21 protein-coding genes and 6 tRNA genes are annotated in these 24,875 nt (G+C 44.0%); 15 read left to right on the forward strand and 12 right to left on the reverse strand.

Annotation, left to right across the window (positions count from 1 at the left end; genetic code table 11):
• The first annotated feature begins 5 nt into the window (after positions 1 to 5).
• The 7 genes from NST34_RS04145 (at position 6) to NST34_RS04175 (ending at position 1,101) form a co-directional block, all read left to right on the forward strand.
• Positions 6 to 81: transfer RNA gene (locus NST34_RS04145), tRNA-Lys, on the forward strand.
• Positions 82 to 96: 15 nt separating this feature from the next.
• Positions 97 to 180, forward strand: a tRNA-Leu gene (locus tag NST34_RS04150).
• A gap of 6 nt (positions 181 to 186) precedes the next feature.
• Positions 187 to 261: transfer RNA gene (locus tag NST34_RS04155), tRNA-Gly, on the forward strand.
• Between the two features lie 8 nt (positions 262 to 269).
• Positions 270 to 346, forward strand: a tRNA-Arg gene (locus NST34_RS04160).
• A 30-nt stretch (positions 347 to 376) separates the two neighbouring features.
• Positions 377 to 450, forward strand: a tRNA-Pro gene (locus NST34_RS04165).
• Positions 451 to 462: 12 nt separating this feature from the next.
• Positions 463 to 533 (forward strand) — tRNA-Gly (locus tag NST34_RS04170).
• Positions 534 to 636: 103 nt separating this feature from the next.
• The gene (locus tag NST34_RS04175; RefSeq protein WP_341127226.1) at positions 637 to 1,101 is read left to right on the forward strand and encodes a YdeI/OmpD-associated family protein; all 465 of its coding nucleotides are present in this window, start codon (positions 637 to 639) and stop codon (positions 1,099 to 1,101) included.
• A gap of 101 nt (positions 1,102 to 1,202) precedes the next feature.
• Here the strand turns inward: NST34_RS04175 and NST34_RS04180 are convergent, their stop codons facing one another.
• Positions 1,203 to 1,658: a GreA/GreB family elongation factor gene (locus NST34_RS04180; protein ID WP_060625163.1), complete on the reverse strand. Its 456-nt coding sequence runs from the start codon at positions 1,656 to 1,658 to the stop codon at positions 1,203 to 1,205.
• Positions 1,659 to 2,052: 394 nt separating this feature from the next.
• On the opposite strand from NST34_RS04180, the gene NST34_RS04185 reads away from it, so the two are divergent.
• Complete coding sequence (locus NST34_RS04185) at positions 2,053 to 2,247, forward strand: sporulation protein Cse60 (protein WP_042184993.1); 195 nt, start codon at positions 2,053 to 2,055, stop codon at positions 2,245 to 2,247.
• A gap of 156 nt (positions 2,248 to 2,403) precedes the next feature.
• Here NST34_RS04185 and katA read toward each other — a convergent pair whose 3' ends face one another.
• Complete coding sequence (gene katA / locus NST34_RS04190; RefSeq protein WP_341127227.1) at positions 2,404 to 3,861, reverse strand: catalase KatA; 1,458 nt, start codon at positions 3,859 to 3,861, stop codon at positions 2,404 to 2,406.
• 249 nt (positions 3,862 to 4,110) lie between these two features.
• Positions 4,111 to 5,727 (reverse strand): alpha-glucan family phosphorylase, encoded by a 1,617-nt coding sequence (glgP, locus tag NST34_RS04195; protein WP_341127228.1) that lies wholly within the window; start codon positions 5,725 to 5,727, stop codon positions 4,111 to 4,113.
• Positions 5,728 to 6,004: 277 nt separating this feature from the next.
• Here glgP and rbsK point away from each other — a divergent pair, with 277 nt between their 5' ends.
• Positions 6,005 to 6,919 carry a ribokinase gene (rbsK, locus tag NST34_RS04200; protein WP_341129504.1) on the forward strand — a complete coding sequence of 305 codons (915 nt, stop codon included), beginning with the start codon at positions 6,005 to 6,007 and terminating at the stop codon, positions 6,917 to 6,919.
• Positions 6,920 to 6,964: 45 nt separating this feature from the next.
• On the forward strand, positions 6,965 to 7,729 hold the full coding sequence (gene aroD, locus NST34_RS04205) for a type I 3-dehydroquinate dehydratase (protein ID WP_341127229.1): 765 nt from the start codon (positions 6,965 to 6,967) through the stop codon (positions 7,727 to 7,729).
• 81 nt (positions 7,730 to 7,810) lie between these two features.
• Here the strand turns inward: aroD and NST34_RS04210 are convergent, their stop codons facing one another.
• From NST34_RS04210 to bglX, 4 genes are all read right to left on the reverse strand, one after another.
• A complete protein-coding gene (locus NST34_RS04210) occupies positions 7,811 to 8,602 on the reverse strand; it encodes a MerR family transcriptional regulator (RefSeq protein ID WP_341127230.1) in 792 nt (263 codons plus the stop codon).
• A 111-nt stretch (positions 8,603 to 8,713) separates the two neighbouring features.
• The gene (locus NST34_RS04215; RefSeq protein WP_341127231.1) at positions 8,714 to 9,466 is read right to left on the reverse strand and encodes a 3'-5' exonuclease; all 753 of its coding nucleotides are present in this window, start codon (positions 9,464 to 9,466) and stop codon (positions 8,714 to 8,716) included.
• A gap of 194 nt (positions 9,467 to 9,660) precedes the next feature.
• Positions 9,661 to 10,629, reverse strand: coding sequence for a metallophosphoesterase family protein (locus NST34_RS04220; protein ID WP_341127232.1), 969 nt, complete (start codon positions 10,627 to 10,629; stop codon positions 9,661 to 9,663).
• Positions 10,630 to 10,659: 30 nt separating this feature from the next.
• Positions 10,660 to 12,819, reverse strand: coding sequence for a beta-glucosidase BglX (bglX, locus tag NST34_RS04225; RefSeq protein ID WP_341127233.1), 2,160 nt, complete (start codon positions 12,817 to 12,819; stop codon positions 10,660 to 10,662).
• 535 nt (positions 12,820 to 13,354) lie between these two features.
• Between bglX and NST34_RS04230 the strand changes: the two genes are divergently transcribed.
• The 5 genes from NST34_RS04230 to NST34_RS04250 all read left to right on the forward strand — a co-directional run bounded on the left by NST34_RS04230 (position 13,355) and on the right by NST34_RS04250 (position 18,888).
• A complete protein-coding gene (locus NST34_RS04230) occupies positions 13,355 to 14,290 on the forward strand; it encodes an ABC transporter permease (protein ID WP_231573385.1) in 936 nt (311 codons plus the stop codon).
• 28 nt (positions 14,291 to 14,318) lie between these two features.
• Positions 14,319 to 15,215 (forward strand): carbohydrate ABC transporter permease, encoded by an 897-nt coding sequence (locus NST34_RS04235; protein WP_197071264.1) that lies wholly within the window; start codon positions 14,319 to 14,321, stop codon positions 15,213 to 15,215.
• Between the two features lie 75 nt (positions 15,216 to 15,290).
• Positions 15,291 to 16,865: a DUF3502 domain-containing protein gene (locus NST34_RS04240; protein ID WP_341127234.1), complete on the forward strand. Its 1,575-nt coding sequence runs from the start codon at positions 15,291 to 15,293 to the stop codon at positions 16,863 to 16,865.
• A gap of 68 nt (positions 16,866 to 16,933) precedes the next feature.
• Positions 16,934 to 17,962 carry a LacI family DNA-binding transcriptional regulator gene (locus tag NST34_RS04245; protein ID WP_149646394.1) on the forward strand — a complete coding sequence of 343 codons (1,029 nt, stop codon included), beginning with the start codon at positions 16,934 to 16,936 and terminating at the stop codon, positions 17,960 to 17,962.
• A 38-nt stretch (positions 17,963 to 18,000) separates the two neighbouring features.
• On the forward strand, positions 18,001 to 18,888 hold the full coding sequence (locus NST34_RS04250) for a sugar phosphate isomerase/epimerase family protein (protein ID WP_076283826.1): 888 nt from the start codon (positions 18,001 to 18,003) through the stop codon (positions 18,886 to 18,888).
• An 83-nt stretch (positions 18,889 to 18,971) separates the two neighbouring features.
• Here NST34_RS04250 and NST34_RS04255 read toward each other — a convergent pair whose 3' ends face one another.
• From NST34_RS04255 to NST34_RS04275, 5 genes are read right to left on the reverse strand one after another with little or no spacing between them, the layout of a single operon-like run.
• On the reverse strand, positions 18,972 to 19,751 hold the full coding sequence (locus tag NST34_RS04255; RefSeq protein ID WP_081393042.1) for a spermidine synthase: 780 nt from the start codon (positions 19,749 to 19,751) through the stop codon (positions 18,972 to 18,974).
• Complete coding sequence (locus tag NST34_RS04260) at positions 19,723 to 21,222, reverse strand: response regulator transcription factor (protein WP_341127235.1); 1,500 nt, start codon at positions 21,220 to 21,222, stop codon at positions 19,723 to 19,725. Before NST34_RS04260 ends, NST34_RS04255 begins: the two co-directional genes overlap by 29 nt.
• Positions 21,223 to 23,076: a sensor histidine kinase gene (locus NST34_RS04265; RefSeq protein WP_341127236.1), complete on the reverse strand. Its 1,854-nt coding sequence runs from the start codon at positions 23,074 to 23,076 to the stop codon at positions 21,223 to 21,225. It abuts the gene before it with no gap.
• Between the two features lie 30 nt (positions 23,077 to 23,106).
• Complete coding sequence (locus NST34_RS04270) at positions 23,107 to 23,940, reverse strand: carbohydrate ABC transporter permease (protein ID WP_076283830.1); 834 nt, start codon at positions 23,938 to 23,940, stop codon at positions 23,107 to 23,109.
• Between the two features lie 2 nt (positions 23,941 to 23,942).
• On the reverse strand, positions 23,943 to 24,836 hold the full coding sequence (locus NST34_RS04275; protein WP_042185025.1) for a carbohydrate ABC transporter permease: 894 nt from the start codon (positions 24,834 to 24,836) through the stop codon (positions 23,943 to 23,945).
• Between the last annotated feature and the right edge of the window lie 39 nt (positions 24,837 to 24,875).

Genomic DNA, 24,875 nt, shown 5'->3' on the forward strand with positions numbered 1-24,875 from the left:
TATGAGAGCCATTAGCTCAGTTGGTAGAGCACCTGACTTTTAATCAGGGTGTCGAAGGTTCGAGTCCTTCATGGCTCACCATTATTTTTAAAGTGTGCGCGTGTGGCGGAATGGCAGACGCACCAGACTTAGGATCTGGCGTTTCACGACGTGGGGGTTCAAGTCCCTTCACGCGCACCATATTTTGCGGAAGTGGCTCAGCGGTAGAGCATCGCCTTGCCAAGGCGAGGGTCGCGGGTTCGATTCCCGTCTTCCGCTCCATAATTTTTGCGCCCTTAGCTCAGCTGGATAGAGCGTTTGACTACGAATCAAAAGGCCGGGAGTTCGAATCTCTCAGGGCGCGCCATTTTTATTACTAAGTAATTACATGTTTTGACGGGATGTAGCTCAGCTTGGTAGAGCACCTGGTTTGGGACCAGGGGGTCGCATGTTCAAATCGTGTCATCCCGATTTTATACCTTTGCGGGTGTAGTTCAATGGTAGAACTTCAGCCTTCCAAGCTGATAGCGTGGGTTCGATTCCCATCACCCGCTTATAATTAAGAAACATCTGTCTATTATAGGCAGGTGTTTTTTTTGTATAGTTACATTCATATGGATACAATAGAACTTAGAGCTTTTAGTTGAGGAGGTAGCAATGTTTGAATTTGAAGCTAAATTAGTGCGACCTGATGCAAGTGGGAGCTGGACTTATCTTAACGTCCCTTTTGATGCCGAACAAATATTTGAAACAAAGTCCAGAATACAGGTAAAAGGAAGTGTAAATGGAATCCCCTATAGAGGAACGCTTATGCCCCATGGAAACGGAAAGCATTTTATGGTGGTAAAGAAGGAACTACGGGATCTAGCCAAAGCTCAACCTGGTGATATTGTGCATGTGACGATGGAAAAAGATCATCAATTACGGGAGGTAGAAGCCCCAGAGGATTTCCTTGATGCGTTGAGTAGCCATGAGCAGGCAGAAGCTTATTATAACGGTCTGGCTTATTCTTATCAGAAGGAATATGTATCTTGGATCGAAACGGCGAAAAGACCTGAAACCAGAGCATCTCGTATCGAAAAATCAGTCAGTAAACTGGGTGAAGGATTGAGGCTCAAATAAAAGTATGAAGAAGTGCTTAACAGGCTGAATAGATGAACAGCGTCCTCTTCCATAAGATTGGAAAGGGACGCTGTTAATGTTGGTGATATGTGCGAGTGGGCTTAAATAAGAACGGCCACCTCACCACAATTCACAAACTTAATACTTTCGATTTTTACTGATAACTCACCTGAAGGAATAGCTAGCTGACATGTACTGCCGATCTGAGCTAACAGCAGCTGCATGCCAATAGGCGAGAACATTGAAATCTTGTTATCATTGGGTTCTGCCTGGTTTGGAAATACGATGGTGTAGGTATCTGTAGTATTGTCGTCTAAGTAGCGTAGCTGAAGCTGACTTCCAATCAATACGAGTGAATTCAATTCTTCACCATTGAAACGGGAAAGTAATTGTTCCAGCTCGGAGCAATAACGGGACAACAGCGTTTCAGCATTACTTCTTTGTTTGCTTCGTTCCGGGAAATACTGATTTAGAAATGCGATTTTTTCCTCATCAAAATAAATAAGCTGCTGGACCAGTTGTGTCCTTGAGCCTTCATAAATTAGACTATGGTTCATAGTAGATTTCACCCCCTCTAAGTAGCACATTCTTTGCAAATTTGTTATGACGCGTTGCCATATTAAAATCCCTCCTATACAAATAGAGGTCCCCTAGAGGGAACCTTCTGATCAGTATAACAGCTTCTATATGTAAATCCAATCCATTTTGCAAAGGCAATAAATTCTTACTAAATATTGTATTTAAAACGTTTGACTATTGTATAGTTGGGTGCTATGATAGGCTGATGTTATAGGCATTTCGTAGAAAACTGCGGAATGCCTATACTATATTTCGAAGATAATTTTACATTAAATGTTACCAGGGGAGTGATACGCCATGTACATTTCGTTGAGTTCACCTATAGAATCTAGACATAAAAAGTAACTATAATTTATTAAAGGAGAGATCAGGATGATTCAAGTAAAAGAGTTTGTAGATGCTGATAATTCGTATGCTGAGAATAAGGCGAATGAGTTCTTGGCAGGGCTGCGTGAGGAACAGGTTGTGAATATCTGTTACGGTTCGGTAGTCAAATCTTCACGTGATGGGGCAGAGCATCAAAGAAGCAGTATACTGGTCGTGTATAAGACAAATGAAGGGCAATAACTGGAATACTTTTTTTTCGTGCTTATCTGTTGTCTCCACGCTATGCATCGTGATCGTTCTTATATATTATATGTTTTAGCTTTTCTTATGAAAAAAGAGGACCTTTCCCATTTACGGGTAAAGGTCCTCTTTGATTGTATAAGTGCAATTACATTCTTATAATTCGCCTGGGACGGATAATCCTAAACCGGATGCAACACGCTGTCCCAGTTCCGGATCAGCTTTATAGAAATGAACAATTTGACGAAGTTTAATATCGTTACTTTCAACTGGTGTCATAGCGCCTACGATATTTTGAACAAGACGGGTACGTTCTTCTTCACTCATCAGGCGATACAAGTCACCAGGTTGTGTATAATGGTCATCACTATTATAGGAGACACTGTCGGCATTTCCAGATACTTCGAAAGGTGATGTTTTGTACTGTGGTGCTTCTTTAGGTCCGCCTAAGCTGTTAGGCTCATAATAGGCACCGGATCCGCCATTGTTGCCGAGTGCCATGCCACCGTCACGTTGATAGTTCTTCACTTCTACTTTTGGACGGTTGATAGGCAGGCTGTTATGGTTAGGACCTACACGGTGACGATGAGCATCGCCGTAAGCAAACAGTCGACCCTGTAGCAATTTATCAGGAGAAGCTTCAATACCAGGGACGAAAGAGCCAGGAGAGAACGTAACTTGCTCTACTTCCGCGAAGTAATTCTCTGGATTGCGATCCAGTACCATGCGGCCAACCTCAATTAATGGATAATCTTTTTGCGACCATACTTTGGTTACATCGAATGGATCAAAGCGATAAGTGTTCGCATCTTCGATCGGCATAATCTGCACGTAGAGCTTCCACGCTGGGAATTCTCCTTTATCAATAGCATTGAACAAGTCTTCTGTATGATAATCTGGGTTCTCCCCAGCTATTTTGGCGGCAAGATCTGGAGCAAGGTTCTTAATGCCTTGTTCTGTTTTGAAATGATATTTCACCCAGACGGCATTGCCTTCGGCATTTACCCATTTGAAGGTGTGGCTTCCGAACCCGTGCATATGTCTCAACGTAGCTGGGATTCCGCGATCTGACATCAAAATCGTAACCTGATGTAGAGATTCCGGTGATAAAGACCAGAAGTCCCAAACCGCATTAGGGTTCTTTAAGTGTGTCTGTGGATCACGCTTCTGTGTATGAATAAAGTCAGGGAACTTGATTGCATCACGAACGAAGAATACAGGTGTATTGTTACCTACGAGATCATAGTTTCCTTCTTCGGTATAGAACTTCACAGCAAAACCACGTGGGTCTCTTACAGTATCAGCAGAACCTAGCTCCCCAGCTACCGTTGAGAAACGGATGAACAGTGGGGTACGCTTGCCTACCTCAGATAAAAAATTAGCTTTTGTATATTGAGTTAAATCCTGAGTGACCTCAAAATACCCATGAGCGCCAGCACCCTTAGCATGAACGACACGTTCAGGAACACGTTCTCTGTTAAAGTGGGCTAATTTTTCAAGCAGATGGACATCTTGCAGCAAAGTAGGACCACGATCACCGGCTGTCATTGAATTTTGATTGTCGCCTACTGGAGCACCCCAGCTGGTCGTAAGATTATTATTATTGGAGCTCATTAATAGAATCACCTCGTAAGATTTGATTTTAGATTTAGTATAAGTTCTATATTAATGTTTTTTGGGGAAAATGCAACACTTTTTGAATAATTGACACATTACAGTATGTGGTAATCGTCGTCCCATTCAATATATATGATAGATAGAGTGATTAATTACTAAGCAGAGTTAAAAAAGAAACAGCGCACCTCTACCATCACTGGAGGGTGCGCTGTTCTATTTTGATATAGGAATATCCGTTTTCTGTACTTAGTTTTTAATGTACATTCTGTTATAGTATTCATCCAGCATTCTTTTGGTGGCAAATTCGATGCGAGTGGTTTCGATACTCTTCTTCATCATTTGTACCCACTGTTCACGATTCTCATAATAGGTTGGGAGTACTCGATTCAATAGGGTATCGTATAGCGCATCACTATCATGCTTATCCAGAACCTCGAAGTCAGTAGTCTCGAAGCCGTCTCCGATCTGCCAGCCATTCTCGCCATCTATACAGGCTTCCGGCCACCAGCCATCTAGAATAGAGCAGTTCAATACGCCGTTCATGGCTGCCTTCATCCCGGAGGTACCACTTGCTTCCAGTGGTCTACGCGGATTGTTGAGCCAAATATCAGAACCGCGTGTCAGCTGTGCGCCGATAGTCATATCGTAATTCTCCAAGAAGACAACACTCTTCGGATATTTTTTCATCATCGCCACTAAATTGCTGACGATTTTTTTGCCGTTATCATCGAGTGGATGGGCTTTGCCAGAGAAGACGATTTGTATTTTGCCGGACTCCAGATAAGGCTCAATAATTTCCGGCTGCGAGAAGATCAGGTCACTGCGTTTATAAGGAGCAGCTCTGCGTGAGAAGCCAATGAGTAGATTGTCAGTATTTAGACTAATGCCGGACCGTTCTTTGATGAAATCAATCAGTTCACCCTTAATTTCTTTATGCACTGCCCATAAATCGCCATTTTGTTCATAGGCTTGTGTCATTCTTTCATCTACCCAGGTAGGGGTATGAATGGCATTAGTAATGCCAATGATGTCCGATCTTCCGGCAACCTCTTTCCACATCTTATTGGCTGTATCCGCATGAAGCTGAGCCACTGCATTAGAAATACGGGAGAGTCGCAGACCGGCAACCGTCATGTTGAACGGCTCACCACCGATACGCTCCATCTGGTCGCGGGTTAAGCCATTGAATGCACTCATATACTCTAGGCGGTCGAGTGGATGGGTTTCGTTGCCTTCTTTTATCGGCGTATGTGTAGTGAACACAACCTCTTCCCGAGTAGCTTTCCAAGCTTCCTCAAAGGTGCTGCCTCCGGACATCTTCTCACGAATGAGCTCGATGGCTGCTAAGGCTGCATGGCCTTCATTGAAATGATAGACATCAATCGGAATGCCGAGAGCACGCATAGCTTTTACTCCGCCGATCCCGAGTACGATCTCTTGAGCGATCCGTTCCTCACCGAACCAGCCGTACAATTGTCCAGTAATCCATGCATCATTATTCTCGGGGATATCCGTATCCAGTAAATACAACGTGCTGTTGCCAAAATAATCAGTCTTCCATACTTTGCACACCACATCGGTCTTTCTGACTTTTACGGTTACCTTCACCCCTGTATCTTCAAGAAAATCATAAACATAATTGTGATAGGAGTCGTATGGATTACCGTTCGCATCAATTTTTTGATCCGTATAACCTTGTTTCCACTTCAGCCCGATAGGGATGATAGGAGCATTGATGTCTTTAGCTCCCTTAATGTAGTCTCCGGCGAGAATTCCAAGCCCTCCGGCATACATTTTAAAATCGGAATGTAACCCGTACTCCATACTGAAATAAGCTACTGATGGTAATTTTTGTTCGTTCACTTGATAAGCCTCCTAATCGCGGATTAGATTGAATTGCAGTAAAGCTGCTGGCATTATCTACGATGCAAACGTTTGCTCAAAAAACAGTCATCAATCGTTGTGGAAGCGATTGCACCATCATTCTAGCACACTTTATCTACAAAAGCATAACGTCAATTTGGTGAAAATAGCCAATTAGGGGCAAAATCAACGGAAGTGATTGATAAAGTGAAGGGAAGACCCTAAGATAAAGAGATTGAAGAAATAATTATTGGTGGTGTATAAGTTGGGTATAGTTGTGATTGGAAGCTTAAATATGGATATGGTAGTACGTACGAACCGGGCACCGAATGCAGGAGAAACGCTTATGGGACAAGCATTTTCTCTATCTCCCGGTGGAAAAGGAGCGAATCAAGCCGTTGCCGCAGCACGTCTGGGTGCTGAGGTTAGTATGATCGGCAGCGTCGGAAAAGATACCTTTGGAAGCGAAATGCTTGAGATTATTAAGCAAGAAGGTATTCATATAGAACATATCTCAGTGAGTGAAACGGAGGCAACAGGTGTAGCTTCAATCGTTATTGAAGAAGATGGAGAGAATCGGATTATCGTTGTACCCGGAGCGAATATTGATCTCTTTGCAGAGGATATACAGGCGTTAGAGACTGTAATCAGCCAGGCTGAGATGATTGTGATGCAGCTTGAAATGGAACTGGCGATGAGTGAGCATGCTATTGCCATTGCACATCGTCATGGAATTCCGGTCATTCTGAATCCAGCACCAGCTAGAGTGCTTAAAGACGAGATGCTGGGTCAAGTATCATATCTGACACCTAATGAGACAGAAGCGGGAATTTTGACTGGAATGACTGTAGATAGTTTAGAGACTGCTGAGCAGGCAGCCCGTATTTTGCTGCAAAAAGGTGTTAAAAATGTGATCGTAACCTTGGGATCTAAAGGCGCACTGATCGTTAATGCTGAAGGTGCTAAGTCAGTTCCTGGATTCCCGGTCAAGGCGATAGACACGGTTGCTGCCGGAGACTCATTCAATGGGGCATTAGCCCAGCAATTGGTCTTAGGCAAAACGCTGGAGGAGGCAGTGAGCTTCGCTAATGCTGTTGGAGCACTGGCTGTAGGGAAAGAAGGCGCGATCCCATCGCTGCCGCAGTTATCAGAGGTTGAACAGTTTCTAAAACATGTATCGGCAGTAAAATAAACAATACAGAATCTATAGTAGACGACTGGATAAGGGGCTGAAATAATGAGCAGGACAGTAATCGTTAAAAATGTGATCATTGGCGAAGGAATCCCTAAAATATGTGTTCCGTTGATTGGAGCTACCTTGTCTGAACTGAAACAGGAAGCCGAATCATTAAAAGAGCTTAGTCCCGATTTAGTGGAGTGGCGGACGGATTTTTTTGATGAAGTTGAAGACGTAGAGGCGGTCAATTCAGCACTAAAAGAAATCCATTCTGTAATTCCGGAGTTACCGCTGATTTTTACTTTTCGGAGTGCCAAAGAAGGCGGCGAGAAGCAGGTTAGCACGGAATATTACATAGCACTGAATATAGCTGCAGCTGAAAGTGGTCTAGTAGATATAATTGATGTTGAATTATTCAATGAGGAACAGGATGTAAAGCTACTAGTCGAGACTGCTCATACTCATAACGTGTCTGTCATTATCTCGAATCATGATTTTCATGGAACACCTTCTCAAGAGGAGATCATCTCGCGATTACGCAAGGCACAGGAGCTTGGCGGGGACTTGCCTAAAATTGCGGTGATGCCTCAGGATGCGGGGGATGTACTGACTTTACTAGAAGCTACGCATATGATGAAAGAACAATATGCAGATCGCCCGATTATTACAATGTCCATGGCGGGAGCTGGGGTAATTAGCCGTCTAGCCGGTGAAATATTCGGTTCAGCGCTTACCTTTGGAGCGGCGCATAAGCCCTCTGCGCCTGGACAGGTAGCTGTGGTTGAGCTGCGAAATGTACTGTCACTGCTGCATCGCAGTCTATAGGAGCTAGAGCTATCAGTGAGGTTCCGGATAATAGAAATAGAGCGGCGACCGGATTTCCGGTGCCGCTCTATTTCTATTTTATTATTTTGTTCCCGTATATACGTGAACGGCATCTCTTAGGAACTCCGCAAGTCCAGGGCGATGCTTGTCGTAGTACTTGGTAAAACGTTCATCATCAACATACATTTGCGCAACTCCAGCATGTGCCTCTTTGGAATAGGAATCCCAGTAGAAGGAGAGCCACTGGCGGTGTAGATCAGCACTTTTTTGCGCTAATACACTGGCAGGATCTCCATGCTCCATCGCTTGTAAGAGCGTCTCGAACATTTCCTCCTCAAGCTGCTGTATAGCCGCATATTGTTCTTCTGTCATACCTTTAAGCTTCTTGTTGGATTGTTCTACGGTGCTGTCCCCATATTTCTCCCGTATTTCTTGACCGTATTTCTTCTCGTTATCCTCTACCAGCTTTTGCTTAAAACCTTCGAATTTCTCAGCGTCACTCATAATCATTCTCCCTTCTTGGTGAGCCAGCGTCTGTTCGACGTTAGCGATTAATAGATCTAATTGATGTCTCTTTTCAAGCAGCTTGTCATGATGCTCCCGTAGCGCTTTGGTTCCGTCGAATGACGGTTCAGTCATAATAGCTTTGATACGTTCCAGACTTAAGCCAAGCTCTCGATAAAATAAAATTTGCTGTAGAAGATCTACTTCGGTGCGGCCATAGATACGATACCCCGAGGAGTTGATTCTCGCCGGCTTAAGAATGCCAAACTCGTCGTAGTAGCGCAGGGTTCGCGTACTGATTCCAGCTAGCTCAGCGAGCTTCTGTACTGTGTATTCCGTAGTATCACCTCCCACAAATTCAATGTACACCTTTACGTAGCGTGAAGGTCAAATGTTTTTTTAGCGTATCCCAAACAGCGGCAGTTACCCGCTGAAGATCATTGGGAAGACTGCCGCTGCTATGATTTGCTGATGTTGAAGTTATTTTTGACCCATCTGCACCGCAAAATAATTCTGTAATTCCTCTAATTTGCGAGGATCAGCTAGGGTTGTTTTGTCTGAGAAGTAATGTTCGAGAACAAGGTCCCAGGTAGGTACTATTTTTTGTGAGTTCATCGCTTTAATGGCGACTTTGACCGTCTTGCGTTCTTTGGCATTAGAAAAAGTATCTACGTAATGCTGTGAGCGCTCAAAATCCAGATCTTTAAACACAGCGTGGAAGATTTCCGAAGTCATCTTTGCGTCATCCAACGCACGGTGAGCAGATCCAGACGGTTCAAGTTCAAATAAAGCCATAGCGCCTTCGACACTAATATCATTGCTAAGCCCACGTGCTCGCAGCACACCTTTTAACAAATCCAAATACGTAGCAGACATCCAATAGGATTCGTCCATCTTGTGCATGCGCACATCCTGAATGATTCGCTTCATATCCTCGCCACCCCAAGTAAGCAGCAGAACTCCGTTTGTACTTAGATCGAGCCACTCTCTAAACGCAGTGATGACTTTCGGGAAGCGGGGTGCAATATCGATTTCCTCTTGGGGGATCCCGGTTTTTTTCTTAATAAAAGAATTAAGGGTAGAGAAATATATGGGTTTGATCAAGGAAGAGAATTCATCCTTATACTGCAATGAAGAGTCTAACCGGACAGCTCCAATTTCAATGACCTCCATAGGGTGCTCGCTGGCAAACTTACGGCCGTTGAATTCGATGTCCAGAATAATATAATCCACAGGTACTTGCCTCCGTTCCATGACTGACGCTGTAGTGCTTAATACGTCGACTACTCTATTTTAACAAAAAAAGCGATGTAATGGGGAATATGGGAACAAGCTAATATTGGAACATAAAAAAGAACCTGCACTATGCGGGTTCCTTTTATTACTATAAATGAGCAAAGATGATTGCAGACAATAAAGTAAGACGATTAATGCTCTGGAACGGAAGTAGGTTCAGGGTGATGAATTGGCTGTTCCAGCAGGACAGATCCGTCTTCAAGACGAAGCCAGGTATCGAAGTCTTGGGTGCCTTGGGTCAGTCTGATGACGCGTGCGCCCCGCATAAAGCCTTCTTTTCCATAAGTATTGTAGCCGGTAGCACGGCCATAGGAAAGACGTATGCCATACAGGCTGCCCGTAAAATCATTGATATGGTCATGTCCGCAGAAGGTGCCAAGCACATCACCCATTTCAAGCAAAGCCGAGAATAATCCCGAGTTAACCTCAGGTGAGCATACACGCTCATACTTATACCCATGACAGACTTGTGTAGACCAGACCTCACGATATTCCGGAATCGGGATATGGAAGAAAGCCAATGCAGGCAGCCTGTTCTCAGCAGTTTTAGGATTCAACCGAGTGGATTCAGCAGTTAGCCAGTTGATTTGATTCCGGTTAATCCAATTGTAGCCAGGGATATGCTCCATCTCGGAGTAACTGCCCGAGTCAACAAAATAAAGAACAGCGGCTGCTTGGCCATCCTGATCTTTTATTTCAAGCGTGTAATTGCCCGTACCTTCAAGATCTTCTGGACCGGCTTCGGCCAGACAGTGGGGATGTTCTAATGCAATCTGCATCAATTCACTGCGGGAGATCAGGGTTTCTGTATCATGGTTACCAAATACGAAGGCCCAAGGGGTACCTGTTTTTTCTACAGCAGCGACAGCATCCCGAAAAGCTTGGGCGGGGTCTTCACAAGCCTTTTCACCAGGTGATACAGGGGCGGTGTAAATTAGATCTCCCGTGAAAACGACAAGATCAGGTTGTTCCGCTTCCAGCACGCGTTCCATCAGTTCACGGGTACGCTGATCTTCGGCTCTTCCATCCATCCAGTGAAGATCAGTGAATTGTACAATTTTCAAGGTTCCATCTTGCTGAAATGATAAGTTGTGTCTCATTGGGGTTATCTCCCTTACTGTCTAATATAGTTAGCCGATCCAGATCCGCTGGGTGAAATGGTCTCCGGAGCTTCTACCAATCATAATATCAAATTCCCCGGGTTCAAAGACCAATTGATCGTCTTTTCCGTAGAACATCAGCATATCTCTAGTGATCTCGAAAGAAACTACTTGTTTCTCATGCGCTGCGAGTGTAATTTGTCGGAATCCTTTTAGCTCTTTGACCGGGCGGACGACACTTGCGCTGACATCGTGGATATAGAGTTGAACGGTTTCCTTGCCGGTGATGTCTGAAGTATTCTCCACCTCAATGGAGGCAACAACCCGCTCGGCAGCATCAACCTTGAAGTTGCTGTAATCAAAACTGGAATAGCTCAGACCATAGCCAAAACAGAAAAGAGGGTCATTAGGGCAATCCAGATATCGGGTTACATAACGCACATTGGGATATAGGGGATCATAGGGACGTCCCGTCTGATAGGCATTGTAATAAACAGGAATTTGCCCAACCGAGTAAGGGAAGCTCATAGATAAACGAGCGGACGGATTATAATCTCCGAACAGCACATCAGCTAATGAATTTCCGGATTCTGTACCCAGAAACCAGGCTTGCAGCAAAGCATCGCTGGCCTCAAGAACAGGCTTTAGTTCCAGCGGTCGGCCGCTAAATACAATGGTAACAATCTTTTTGCCGGTATCTTTTAGACGCCAGATCAGCTTCTCCTGATTGGTCGACAAGCGCAAATTGGTTTTGCTTCCACCTTCCCCGGTATCCTGCTGATTCTCACCGACAGCAGCGAGAATTACATCGCAATCTTTTAGGCGCTGAAAGGCTTCTTCGATTTCATCCTCCACATCAAAAACACCCTCTAGCATGCTTCCCAGCTCACCAGTCATGGCCGTAATAATATCCGCAGCAGATGTTTTTTGAGAAATGCCGTTGTAGAGTGATACGGCCGGGTCTTTTTCCGTTCCAGACCAGCCGCCCAGCACATGAATAGAGGTAGCGAAGGGACCAGCCAATCCAATCTTCATACCGTGTTTCAGGGGCAGAGCGTTATTGTCATTTTTCAGCAGCACCACTGAGCTGGCACCCAGCTCTCTCGCAGCTTGTAAATTCTCCGCGCTCGGCGTGGGCGCCTCATCTACTAGTGGATCTGCATCCTTGAATGGATTGTCAAACAAGCCGAGAGCGTCCTTGAGTTCTAGCACCCGGATAACGGCTTCATCAATCAAGGAGATATCAAGCTTGCCTTCCTCGACGAGAGCAGCGCCGTGGTTTAGATAATGGGTGGACATCATTTCAATATCTAGTCCGGCAGCCAGACTTTTCTCCGCTGCTTCACGGCCATCTTCGGCAGCGCCATGAGGGATTAGTTCATTTACGGAATTGAAATCGGCGATGGTAACGCCATTGAAGCCCCATTCCTCACGCAGAATCCCGCGGAGAAGTTTGGAATTACCGCTTGCAGGTATACGATCAATCGTATTGAATGCGGCCATCACCATGGCTACACCAGCATCAACAGCAGCTTTATAGGCTGGTAGATAGAACTCACGTAATACGCCGAGGGACATATCTACCGTATTGTATTCTCGACCGCCTTCGGGAGCGCCATAACCGGCGAAGTGCTTCACACAGGCAGCGATACGACCTTTTTCTTTTAGGTCTTTGCCCTGATAGCCCCGTACCATGCTCTCAGTTACACGAGCATTCAGATAAGGGTCCTCACCGGATGTCTCCATCACCCGTCCCCAGCGCGGATCGCGTACAAGATCCGTCATAGGCGAGAAAGTGAGGTGAATACCGGCAGCTGCGCTCTCCTTGGCTGCAATTTCAGCGAACCTTTCACAGGCCTCCATGTCAAAGCTACAACCTATCGCAAGCGGGATCGGTAGGATCGTTCTGTAACCATGAATCACATCCGCCATGAAGAGTAAGGGGATTTTCTGACGGCTGGCTTGCAAATGCCGGGTCTGTAGATCAATCACATTCCTGGCTCCAATGCCGTTCAGAACGCTTCCGATGTTCTGCATTACCTGCGGCTTAATGTTCAGTTCCTTGAATGGACCGGTTAAATCTACGGTATCATCCAAACCCCAATAGTGAGGGCCTAGCTGGGTTAATTGTGCCAGCTTTTCTTCTAGAGTCATATCGTTCACAAGATCTTGGATAAACAGTTTAGTCATGGTTAACACCTTCCTCGTGAGCGCATTGAAAGTTATTGTGACAAATAGATGTGCTATACCAATAAGAAAGCGCTTGCTATTTGAGTTCGCCGCTGTGCACACGCAGATAAATATAATTGGATGAGACATGATATAGATAAGAACGGGGAGTTCATTGTCAGACATCATATATAAGACTGACATGTCTGTGAAAGAACAAATAGAAACGTTTCCATTAACGATACATATCGATCTTAGTCCGAAGACCATAAAAAGTCAATTATCTTCGCGAAATCGGCCGATTCATTATATTTAGGTTGTAAAATGTGATTTTTATTACTAGAAAAACAAAAATAAAATGAATTGACAGCGCATACATCTAGGGAGTATGATTTTCGTACAGGGAGTTTCAAAGAAATTATGGAAACGTTTCTATATCATCCGATACGCTTTATCATAAAGGATGAGCAATCAGTTTCAAGCTGGTTGCGGGACAAGAAAGGAAGCTAAGTTATGCATGTGATGAAATGCATCTTTCAAATTGGAGGTGGGCTCATTGGCAAGAATTAAGCTTGCGGGTGGAAATATTGTCCGGGAAGTCATTAAGAACAAAGTGCTTTTTCTAATGTTGCTGCCTGTAATCCTATACTTCATTATTTTTCACTATGCGGTAATGCCTGGCGCTTACGTCGCATTCGTAGATTACAAGCTCAATAAGGGTATTTTCGGAAGTAACTTTATCGGTCTGAAAAACTTCGAATTTCTGGTTCAGAATGGCGATCTGTGGAATATTACCAAGAATACACTGCTCTACAACATCGTCTTCCTAGCTCTGGGTAACATTATTCAAATTGTGTTTGCCATTATGCTTTCGGAGATCTCGGGCAAGTGGTTCAAGAAAGTGTCTCAATCCGTTATTCTCCTACCTTACTTTATCTCTATGGTTATCGTCGGTGTGTTTGCCTACAATATATTCAATTTCAATTCCGGGTTCATCAATACGATGCTAACTGGAATGGGGCTAGACCGTTACGAGTTTTATTCTGATCCGGGCATATGGAAATATATCATTGTAGCCTTCAAGATCTGGGCCGCTACCGGATATGGAATGATTGTCTATCTGGCAACGATCACAGGGATTAATCATGATCTGTACGAGGCTGCTTATATGGACGGAGCCACTACCTGGCAGCGGATCCGTTATATGACCTTACCGATTCTGAAGCCAACCTTTATTCTGCTTTTACTGTTTGGTATGGGTGGAATTCTCAAGGGCTCCTTTGACCTTTTCTATAATCTGATCGGTACGAACTCGGTGCTGTATCCGCAGACGGATATTATCGATACCTATGTCTTCCGTTCACTGGTGGGACAATTCAACTTCTCTATGGGCGCCGCGGTGGGCTTCTACCAATCCATGTTTGGCCTGATTCTGGTGCTAGTAGTTAACTTTATTGTACGCAAGGTCGAGCCTGACAGCGCATTGTTCTAAAACCAGACACGAAACAGGGGTGATGAATATGGAAACTCAAAAAATCAAACAGGATTCCGGAAGTATTATCATAAAAGTGATTAGCTATATCTGCATTAGTATCTTTGCACTGTTCTGTGTATTTCCCTTCGCACTAATGATCTCCTCATCGTTCATGAACGAGCAGGAGATTGTCCGTGAGGGCTACAAGTTGCTGCCTAAAGAATTTTCCTTTAAGGCTTACGAATTGTTGTTTAACAACTCTACGCAATTGGTAAATGCTTATAAGATCACTATTTTTATAACCGTAGTGGGTACGGTCCTTGGACTGTTCATGATGTCGATGGCTGGCTTCGTGCTTAACCGCAAGGATTTCAAGTATCGCAACTTCTTTTCCTTTCTAATTTACTTTACGACACTCTTCAGCGGTGGCTTGATTCCAACGTATATCCTGATGGTCAAGCACCTGCATATGAAAGATAACTTATTTGCCATGATTCTACCGGCTGTAGTTGGCGCTTGGTCGATCTTCCTGATGCGTAATTTCATGAAGGCGATTCCGGATTCCTTATATGAATCTGCTACCATTGACGGTGCTGGCGACTTCCATATCTATTGGCGGATATTTATTCCGCTGGCGGTTCCTTCCTTAGCTACCATCGGGCTTTTCTCGGCGATAGGCTTTTGGAATGAGTGGTACAACGGGATGTTATATATGGACTCCCCGACGAAATATCCACTCCAATACTTTTTGCAGCGAATGGTCAATCAGACGAATCTCGGTACACTAATCAATTCGGGGGCAGTTATCAATACGGCTGATCTTCCAACGCAATCCATCAAGATGGCTACAGCTGTGCTAGCCACCGGGCCAATTATTCTTCTCTATCCATTTGTACAGCGTTATTTCGTAACAGGCCTCACCGTTGGGGCTGTAAAGGGTTAATGGACGTCTCCTTTTCGAAGGCGCGTTTATTATAAATGCAATTCATAAATAGAAAAGAAAAGGGAGGCTTACCTAATGAAAGGTAAAAAAATTGCGTCTTCTTTAATTGCTGTACTCATGCTTACTGGGGCATTGACAGCCTGTTCATCGAAGAACAACGAGGCAAGTAATGATCCGGCAGCTACGAAGGCACCAGAAGCTTCAACGAATACAGGAGGAGTAGATACTTCTAAAGAAGCTAAGTTGGTGTACTACCTGTGGGGCAGTGAAGGCGTTCAAAATAAGGCGATTCTTGCTGAGATTAACAAAAAGCTTAAGGCTGATCTTAACGCTACAATTGAAGTGAAGTATATTGACTGGCCGGATATCAATACGAAATATCCGTTGCTATTTGCTTCTGGTGAGCAGTTTGATATGTCTCATGCATCTCCTGGAGCACCAGTATCCTATTTCACATTGGCTAGTGAAGGCGCTCTAGTGGACCTTACCGATATGCTCGATAAAGTTGCTCCTAAGCTGAAGGCAGAAATCCCTGCTAGTGTATGGGAAAATACTAAATACAAAGGTAAAATCTATGGTGTTCCGAGTCTTTATAGCGAATATACACCGAATGGTTATGCCTATCGTGTAGACTTGCTGAAAAAATATGGCATGGAAAAAATTACAACAATCGATGATATGGTTAAATACATGGATAATGTTGTTGCCAATGAGTCCTTCCCACCAATTAACGGTAAGTCTGAAGATGCGGCCAATATGTTCAGAATGCTCGTAGATACTACAGGAATGTGGCTTAACGCACCTGGTATATCTTTGAATGAACTGAATCTTGTGACGAAAAGTCCAGAGGACTACAAGACCGTCTTCCATCCAGCATACACTCAAGAATTCGAAGATTGGGCTGTGAAGATGCGTGAATGGGCAGATAAAGGGTACTGGGGCAAAGATGTACTGTCTGCAACTCTTGGAAGTAAAGATAACTTCAGAGCAGCAAACTCCGCAGGTTATTTGACTCATGCTCAGGACTGGATCGGCCAATACGGTGCAGATTTGAAGGCACAACCAGAGGCAGAAACTGCATTCTTTACCTTTGCGGAAGCCAACAAGAAGATCAAACGTAAGATGGGCGTTGACAACTCGACTGTAATCAGCACGAGCTCCGAGAATCCAGAGCGCTCTTTGATGGTAATCGAGAAGTTCATGACTGACGAAAGCTACTACAACCTCATCCAAAACGGTATTGAAGGCAAACAATATGTTATGGAAAATGGTGTTAAAAAGCAGCCTCCAGGCTTCAACGAAAAAACGGACGGCGGAGGTTTCGCTGCTTGGTCACTTCGTAATGACAAATTCGTAGTACCTACGGATACAGAAAACCCAATTCGTAACTCCTTGTTTGCAGAGTGGGATAAAGTCGCTATCGATGATCCATACAATGGCTTTAGCTTTGATCCATCGAATGTAACTACAGAAATTGCTTCCATCTCCAACGTGAATTCCCAGCTTGGTATTCAATTGATGCTTGGTAAAACAAGCAAAGATCCTAAAGCTGCTGTAGCGGAATACCGTGAGCAACTGAAAAAAGCAGGAATTGACAAGGTTATTGCCGAAGTAGAAAAGCAATTGGCTGAGTTTGTTCCAGTGAACTAAAGAACGTTAAAAGGTGTAAGGGAGCTATAGTAGCATATAGCTCCCTTACTTATAAGTGGGGGAGTATAGTGGACGTAAATATCAAGGATATCGCGCGGATTTCCGGTGTGGGCATCTCGACGGTTTCCAGGGTCATCAACAATAAGGGGCTGGTGAGCAAGGCTACACGGGAAAAGGTTCTGAATGTTGTTAAGGAATACAATTACATTCCCAATTCCAATGCGAGAAATCTAAAAACTACGGAGTCTAAGAACATTGCACTTATGGTTAAGGGGATTACGAATCCGTTCTTCTCTAATATGATCAAAGAAATCGAGCGGCAGGCTAATCTGCGAGGGTACCCTTTCCTCATTCATCAGGTAGAGGATGGAACGGATGAAATTAATGCGGCGATTCAGCTGACCAAAGAAAAGAATCTATGCGGGATCATCTTCATGGGCGGAACTTACAATCATTCCGAAGAGAAATTCAAGCAGCTGACGGTCCCATTTGTACTGACGACGATCACCTCCACACAAGAGGTGGACCCTGATATTTTTTCCAGTGTCACCATTAATGAATTGAAGGAAGCTTATAAGGCCACCATTTACTTGATATCACTTGGGCATGAGAATATTGGTTTTCTAGCCAAATCCCCATTACTGGATGAAACGACAGGCAACCGGCGTTATTTAGGCTACAAAAAAGCACTGGAAGAACATAATTTGCCTTATGATGCACAGCTTGTGGAAGATTGTGAATACAGTCCTAGCTCTGGATTTGATGCAGCGCGAAGATTGCTTAAAAGGAATAAGGGAGTAACCGCAATATTTGCAGCCTCCGACACGATTGCTATCGGTGCTGCCAAAGCGGTACTTACCGCAGGGTTGTCTATTCCGGATGATATTTCAATCATTGGCTTTGACGGGATCGAAATGGCTGAATATTTTCATCCTTCACTTGATACGATCAGCCAACCGGGTACAGAAATGGCTTTATCCAGTGTGGGCGTTCTGTTTGATCTAATTTCTGGACGGTCAGGTCATCAGCATATTGTCTACGATGCGGTATTGCTCAAGCGAGGCTCTTGCAAGATGCTCAAAACACTTAAGGTTTAATACTGACTATAAACGCTATCATTGGAGTGGTAACCCAAATGCAAGACACATTGAGAATAGGTACTCTGGTTCGTGGCGGGGAGGCCGTCACCGTGATTCCGCAAATCGTTCAGCATGGTTTTGAATCCTTTAACCTGAACTTTTGGCAGACCACAGGTGAAACCAATCTTGTAGAAACAGCTGCACGACTAAGGGAACTGGCTGCTGAACATGATTTTGTCATCTCTTCTGTTGGGATTTATGGCAATCCACTTTCAGGAACAGGCGACAACGCTGACACACTCGCCAGCTGGGAGCGATTGATTGATCATGCGCATTTATTCGGCACAGATATTATCGGCGGATTCACTGGACGTCTTCCAGGTTCTTCGATTGACGAGTCGATTCCGAGATTTGCAGAGGTGTTTAGTGAATTGTCCAAAAGGGCAGCCGATCGTGGCTTAAGAATTGCTTTTGAAAATTGCTCTATGGGTGGAAACTGGCAGGCCGGAGAGTGGAACATCGCTCACAATCCTTCAGCCTGGGAGAAAATGTTCAATGCTGTACCGGCAGACAATCTTGGTCTGGAATGGGAACCGTGCCACCAGCTGATAGGTCTCATTGATCCGATTCCGCAGCTACGCAAATGGGTGAATAAGGTATTCCATGTACATGGCAAGGATGCCACTATTGCCTGGGATATCGTCAAGGAATACGGAATTCACGGACCTAAGCCTTATGTGTGGGACCGGACGCCTGGCTTCGGAGATACGAACTGGGTGGATATCATCTCGATTCTGCGCCAAGCCGGCTATAAGGGAACTATTGATATTGAAGGCTGGCATGATCCTGTCTACCAGGGTGAACTAGAAATGACTGGACAAGTACATGCGCTAAATTATTTGAAGTATTGCCGAGGTGGCAGTTTTGTCCCTAATCCGGTGTAAAGGATATCAAATAGTAACAACCCAAAAATGACCTCAAAACCCACAGTGAAGTGGAGGATGAGGTCATTTTTATTTGCATAACTTTAATCCTGAATAAGATATCCTTGCCCAAGCTGGATTTCTTTAAAGCCTGCCATGTGGCGAGCTTGAAAGCGGATCGGCTTAAATCCACCTATAATAATGATGTTTTTGATATCCGCTGCCCCATCTGAAGGCAGTGAAAAGGATTTGATATAGGTGAATTCTTCCGCGAGCGTGGTGTGAATCGCGTTAATATGTGGGTCATTTTCACCTTTTCCCATTAGATTCATTAGGAGATACCCTTCGGCATTCAATTTTGAATACACGATGCTGAAAAATTCATTGGAGATTAAGTGCCTCGGCGTGCCCGCGGCGGTGAAAGCATCCAAGATGACGTAATCATATTTCTGTGGTTCTTCACCTTCAAGGATCTGACGTCCGTCACCGATCACTACGTTATCTTGGATGTATCCAAAATAGCGGCGGCTTAATTCGACTACTTCGCTGTCTAGCTCAGCTACTTTAAATCTTTTGTCTAGAAAATGCCCAGCAATCGTTCCAATCCCATGACCTATAAGAAAGGCATCCTCGAAAGAGGGAGCATTGCATTCCATCAAGTGAATGATGGCTCGCGGATATTCAAACACAATTCGTTCTGGATGATTGAGATCCAGCGCACCTTGAATGGCCTGATTGGAAAACTGCATGACGCGGAACGCACCTTGTTCACCGTATAGTTCTGTGGTGTCATAGACGGTGATTTCATGATTATCGCTGCTCGTGTGAATCTGTGATTGCAAGTGATCAAACTCCTTATACGATAGAAATTCGTTTATATTCATTGGGTGTAACGCCGACTACACGTTTAAAAAGCTTATTGAAATAGGCAGGATCGCCATATCCAACTTCTGCTCCAATCTCGTGAATCTTTAGGTCAGGGGCATTCTTGAGCAGATGCTTGGCTTTGCGTAGCCGGATTTCCGTGATGTAGTCCGTTAATGTAAGTCCAGTCTCTTGTTTGAACAGCTTACTTAAATAGCTTGGTGTCAAAAAAACCATATTCGCTAAGGTGTTCAGATCCGCATGTTGATTATAGTTGGCTGATATCCAGCGCTTTATGGTTTCTACAGCTGTACCGGACATCTCTAGGCGATGGGCTCTGATCTCAAATAGAATGCTTGAGAAATGGTTGGTGAAACTACGCTCGATTTCACTGAAGCTCATACTGGACGCGATGCTTTCATCCAGCCCAAGATAGGGTGCACCTTTGTAGAGGGCCTCAAATTCTTGCAATTCTTTTTGCGCAGATTCAATAACCCATCGACAGACACGGAGAATTTGATGAGGCATAGCTTGTTGTGATTTCAGAACTGAGAATAAGTTATGCACGCGCTCTAAAGCACCCTCCATATTCAGGATCTGCAGATCATGGATTAATGGTTCCTTGATCGCATTAAAAGGCTCAAGGATATTTATCTCAGACTGCTGAATGTTCTGAATATTTGCATAGTGCAATCGGTCAGGATTATAAATGCCGATGCTGCAGGCTAACTTAGCATCTAGATATGCTTGTCTAAGCTTGGCGGTATCGTTATAGGAACTGCTAGTACCTACATGCAGTATCATACCATTGGCAGAGATACGGATCCTGTCGCCGATTTCATTCCTATCGCTGTCTGAGAGTTGCTTTGTAGAATACAGGATACAGACATGCAGTCCATTTTGAATCTCTAGGCTGTCGATACTAAATGCCATCTCTTGCCGCAGACGGTCTACACAAAAACAGACGGGTTCTCTTGATCTTCCTTTGAACACAAAAACTGAGAAATAAGGCTGGGGCAAAGTAAGGCTCAACAAAAGCAAAGGTGAAGGGGGCTCGTCGCCTTGAAGAAGGGTCAGTAAGAGACCAGAACGGTGACGTACCTCCTTGTCACGAGAGAACTGCTGCTCTTCCTCCAATTGATAAAGCAGCTCGAATAATTGCTCCTTATCGATTGGCTTTAATAAGTAGTCTACTGCAGAGCTGCGTATGGCTTCTCTGGCATAATTAAATTCAACAAATCCACTCATTAGAATGGAGCGGATTTGTGGGTGACTGCCTTTTAATTGTTTAATTAATTCCAAGCCGTTAATTTGCGGCATACGAATATCAGTAATCACAACATCAAGTTGAAGTGAAGGTAACTCGTCAAGTAGATGTTTCCCATCGGAGTAGGTGCCGATGACCAGAAATTCAGTATTTTCTTTGCTGATCATTCGAGCCAGACCTTCGCGGATCAGGATTTCATCGTCAACAATTGCAATACGCAGCAATCAGAGCATCTCCTCTCTGTAATTCATATCATCTTCATTATGAGTAGTGAAGGTAATGTCCTCAATGCGCAGCGTAACACGAGTACCCACTCCGAGCTTACTCTCTACAAGGAGCCCGAATGAGCTGCCGTAATGCAGACGGATCCTCTCATTCACATTTCGTAGGCCAATACCAAACATTTCACTTTCAGTCCCATTTTGCAGACTATTATTTAAGGAACGAAGGGTAGCTGCATCCATACCGATGCCATCATCTTCTACACAGAATACGACATTTCCATGCTCACTCCATGCGGTGATGCTTAAGGTACCGAGACCTACTTTTTGATCTAAGCCATGAAAAACTGCGTTCTCCACAATGGGTTGGAAGACAAGCTTGATTACAGGAAAATGTAGAAATTTCTCAGGCACATCAATGTGTAGATTGAACTTATCTGGAAACCGGATTTGTAGCAGATGATAATAATTTCGTACATGATCCAGCTCTTGTCTGATCGTAACGGCTTCTTCGCTTCGGACAATACTGTAACGCATCTGAAGTCCAAGCAAATAGGTGAGTTTCGCTACACGTGGGTCATCATTGCTCTCTGCCAGCATACGGATAGACTCCAGCGTATTATAAATAAAATGGGGATTGATCTGATTCTGAAGTGCCCTCATATCAGCCTTCTGCTTACGCTTCTCGGTGAGGGATACTTCCTGCAGCAGATCCTTGACCCTTATGATCATTCGATTAAAATGACTGCCAAGCATTCCAATCTCATCATTATATTTGGAGTGCTGCCAGACATCTAGATTACCGTGCTGTACCCGTTTCATTAGACGGACTAAAGATTTAAGGGGTTTGGTCAGCGCATGTGAGATGAACGTCGCAACACAAAGTGCAAAAGCAATAATGATCAGTGTAGTTAATATAAGAGCATTGCGATTCTTCTGTACAGGTGACAGGATACGGGCCAAAGGAATCGTAACCATAGTCGTCCAACCTGTCTGTTTCGAGACAGTATACACTGCAAGATAAGACTGACCATTCATTTCTACTTGAAAATGATCCTGTTGCTGATTCACATGCTGCAGCAAAAGCTGCGTGTTCAGACTTTGCCCCTCGCCGGTTTGCATCGAGTCTGAGGCGTCTTCGCCGTCATAGATCAGTTCTCCGGTATTATCTACAATTAGTGTGTTGCCTTGTGTAACTGCGTTTACGGGATCAATGATCCCCTTAAACAAGTTGATGTCTACATCAAATACGAGAATTCCTATATTATCTAGCGTGCTTACAGAATTAATGGTGCGAAGTACACTAAAAACTTCTCTATGGACATTGGAGTTTATACGTATCGTATGTCTGCCTTGAATGACAGGAGCGGCCCCAGCTTCTTCACTTAAGGTTTTCCATTCGGCTAGTCGTTCTTCAGGATACAGCTCGCGGATCCCGGGGACTCTATCATAAAAAACAGAACCGTACTGATCCACCATGTACACGGCGATGATCTCTTCCTTCGTATGCTTCAAGTAGCTCAGGAACATCGCCATGCCAGTACTTTTATCCCAGTCGGTATTTTGCTGAGTTAGGTAGAATTGTACATCGGTGTTATACAGCGGTAGCGCTGTGTATCTTTTTAGATCGGCAACATAACGGTCAATGGTATCAGAGGCATTCGATGTCATTTGGTTCGCGCCTTCCGTTGCATTCACAAGAACAGAATTGAACATGGAGCGGGAGGACAAATAACTAACATAAGTGATTGGAAGCGAGATCAGAAAGACAAATACGACGATCAGTTTTCGCTCCATCGGAAGATTGGCAAGGAACAACCACATTTTTCGTAAGGCTAGCCGGATGAATGATACCATTTGCGTTATCCTTTCTTAAAGTGAACTGCCTTATTTAACTGCGCCGCTGGTTACGCCTTCAAAGATGTAACGTTGTAGGAAGAAATATAGAATTATTGTGGGGAGCAGGATAAGCAGAATGGCCGCACAGATCAAATTCCATTCGCCCGAATTGACCCCTTGAAAACGCATCAGGATCGTCGTAACTACGCCCAGGCTTTGTTTTGGCATATATAGATAAGGGATGTACATGTCATTATAGATACTAATCGTCTTCAAGATAATCAAAGTAGCCGTAGCCGGCGTCAATAATGGAAAAATAATAGAGCGATAGATTTTAAAAAGAGATGCACCTTCTACCATCGCGTTCTCATCTAGATCCACGGGAATGTTACGGATAAATTGCAAATAAAGAATAATTTGAATCACATCTGCTCCGATATATAGCACGATAGGGGCGCCGAGTGTATTATAAAGCCCCATGCTTTTGATGATACCAAAAGTGGCTACTTGCGTCGTGATGCTAGGAATGATAGTAGCTATTAGATAAGCACCAAAGACAACAGGTTTTAATTTAAAAGAGAAGCGTCCCAGTACAAATGCTACCATAGTTCCAAATAGAATGTTCAGAATTAAAGTAATAGCTATAATAATTAATACGTTACCAAATCCGTTAAGTAAACCTCCACGTTGGAACACCGCAATGAAATTATCGAAATTAAAAAAGCTTTTTGGCAGTGCCATGGAGCTACTACTGTTAAATTCATCAGTCGATTTGAAGGCATTTACGATAACTACATAAGGAGGGAAAAGCACGACAAATACGCCGATGATTAGCGAGAAGTATTTAATAACATCTGTAAAGTGGAATTTGGAGTTTGTCATGTCTATTTGTCTCCTCCCCGGCTAAGAACTAGTTGCTGTACTAATAGTACGATGACGACAAAGAAGAGCAAGATAATACTCATGGCAGAAGCGAGACCATAGTTGTTGTAAGCAAATGCAGTGTCTACAACTTTCTGTACGTAAGTTTCGCTGGCGCCTGCAGGACCACCCTTGGTCAATACGAATGGGAGATCAAAGACTTCCAGTGCTCCTGTGACGGTAAGAAATAAGTTAAGCTGAATGACTGGCTTCATATTCGGTAAAGTAATTCTCCAAAGGGTTTGGAAAGGTCCAGCACCATCAATCTTTGAAGCCTCATAGATATCGTTTGGTATGGCCTGCAAGGAGGCGATGTAGATGACCATGTTATAACCCATGAAACGCCAAAATCCTGTGGATGCCAGAGAATAGTTGACCAGTCCTTCTGTTCCAAGCCAGCTGGTCTGTCCTAGTCCGGTTAGACCGATGCTATTCAGGAACATATTCAGAGATCCGTTAGTAGTATCAAAGACATAACCAAACATAAAAGCAACAGCAACTCCGTTCATGATGTAAGGAAGGAAAAGTAAGATTCGGAATGCGTTTTTCCCTTTGAGCTTACTATTCAGAACAACCGCAAAATAAATGGCGACTATGTTCTGAACAATTCCCATAGCGAAGTAAGCAAAGTTATGTGTAAATACTTTGAAAATATCAGGATTAGAGAAGACCTCGCGGTAATTAGCAAGTCCGACCCATGGTTTCTCAGGGCTATAGCCATCCCAATTGGTGAAACTGTAATAGATCAGCTTAAGCGCTGGATAATACGTGAATGTCGCAAGGAGCAACAATGGGATCGTAAGGAATGATACGATGATTATCATTTTTTGTTTGTTATAGGAAAGTGTTCCGAACATCGCTAGCCCTTCTTTCATAAAAGCTTGGTATGGAAAGGC

The organism is Paenibacillus sp. FSL H7-0714 (genome assembly GCF_038003765.1).
Taxonomy (GTDB): domain Bacteria; phylum Bacillota; class Bacilli; order Paenibacillales; family Paenibacillaceae; genus Paenibacillus_AQ.

Coding starts and splice junctions, on each gene's coding strand:
- NST34_RS04180 (WP_060625163.1), bottom strand. CDS start 1,658: ATGAACCATAGTCTAATTTATGAAGGCTCAAGGACACAACTGGTCCAG.
- NST34_RS04235 (WP_197071264.1), top strand. CDS start 14,319: ATGGAAACTCAAAAAATCAAACAGGATTCCGGAAGTATTATCATAAAA.
- NST34_RS04265 (WP_341127236.1), bottom strand. CDS start 23,076: ATGGTATCATTCATCCGGCTAGCCTTACGAAAAATGTGGTTGTTCCTT.
- bglX (WP_341127233.1), bottom strand. CDS start 12,819: ATGACTAAACTGTTTATCCAAGATCTTGTGAACGATATGACTCTAGAA.
- NST34_RS04275 (WP_042185025.1), bottom strand. CDS start 24,836: ATGTTCGGAACACTTTCCTATAACAAACAAAAAATGATAATCATCGTA.
- NST34_RS04250 (WP_076283826.1), top strand. CDS start 18,001: ATGCAAGACACATTGAGAATAGGTACTCTGGTTCGTGGCGGGGAGGCC.
- NST34_RS04270 (WP_076283830.1), bottom strand. CDS start 23,940: ATGACAAACTCCAAATTCCACTTTACAGATGTTATTAAATACTTCTCG.
- NST34_RS04240 (WP_341127234.1), top strand. CDS start 15,291: ATGAAAGGTAAAAAAATTGCGTCTTCTTTAATTGCTGTACTCATGCTT.
- NST34_RS04185 (WP_042184993.1), top strand. CDS start 2,053: ATGATTCAAGTAAAAGAGTTTGTAGATGCTGATAATTCGTATGCTGAG.
- aroD (WP_341127229.1), top strand. CDS start 6,965: ATGAGCAGGACAGTAATCGTTAAAAATGTGATCATTGGCGAAGGAATC.
- NST34_RS04255 (WP_081393042.1), bottom strand. CDS start 19,751: ATGAATATAAACGAATTTCTATCGTATAAGGAGTTTGATCACTTGCAA.
- katA (WP_341127227.1), bottom strand. CDS start 3,861: ATGAGCTCCAATAATAATAATCTTACGACCAGCTGGGGTGCTCCAGTA.
- NST34_RS04175 (WP_341127226.1), top strand. CDS start 637: ATGTTTGAATTTGAAGCTAAATTAGTGCGACCTGATGCAAGTGGGAGC.
- NST34_RS04220 (WP_341127232.1), bottom strand. CDS start 10,629: ATGAGACACAACTTATCATTTCAGCAAGATGGAACCTTGAAAATTGTA.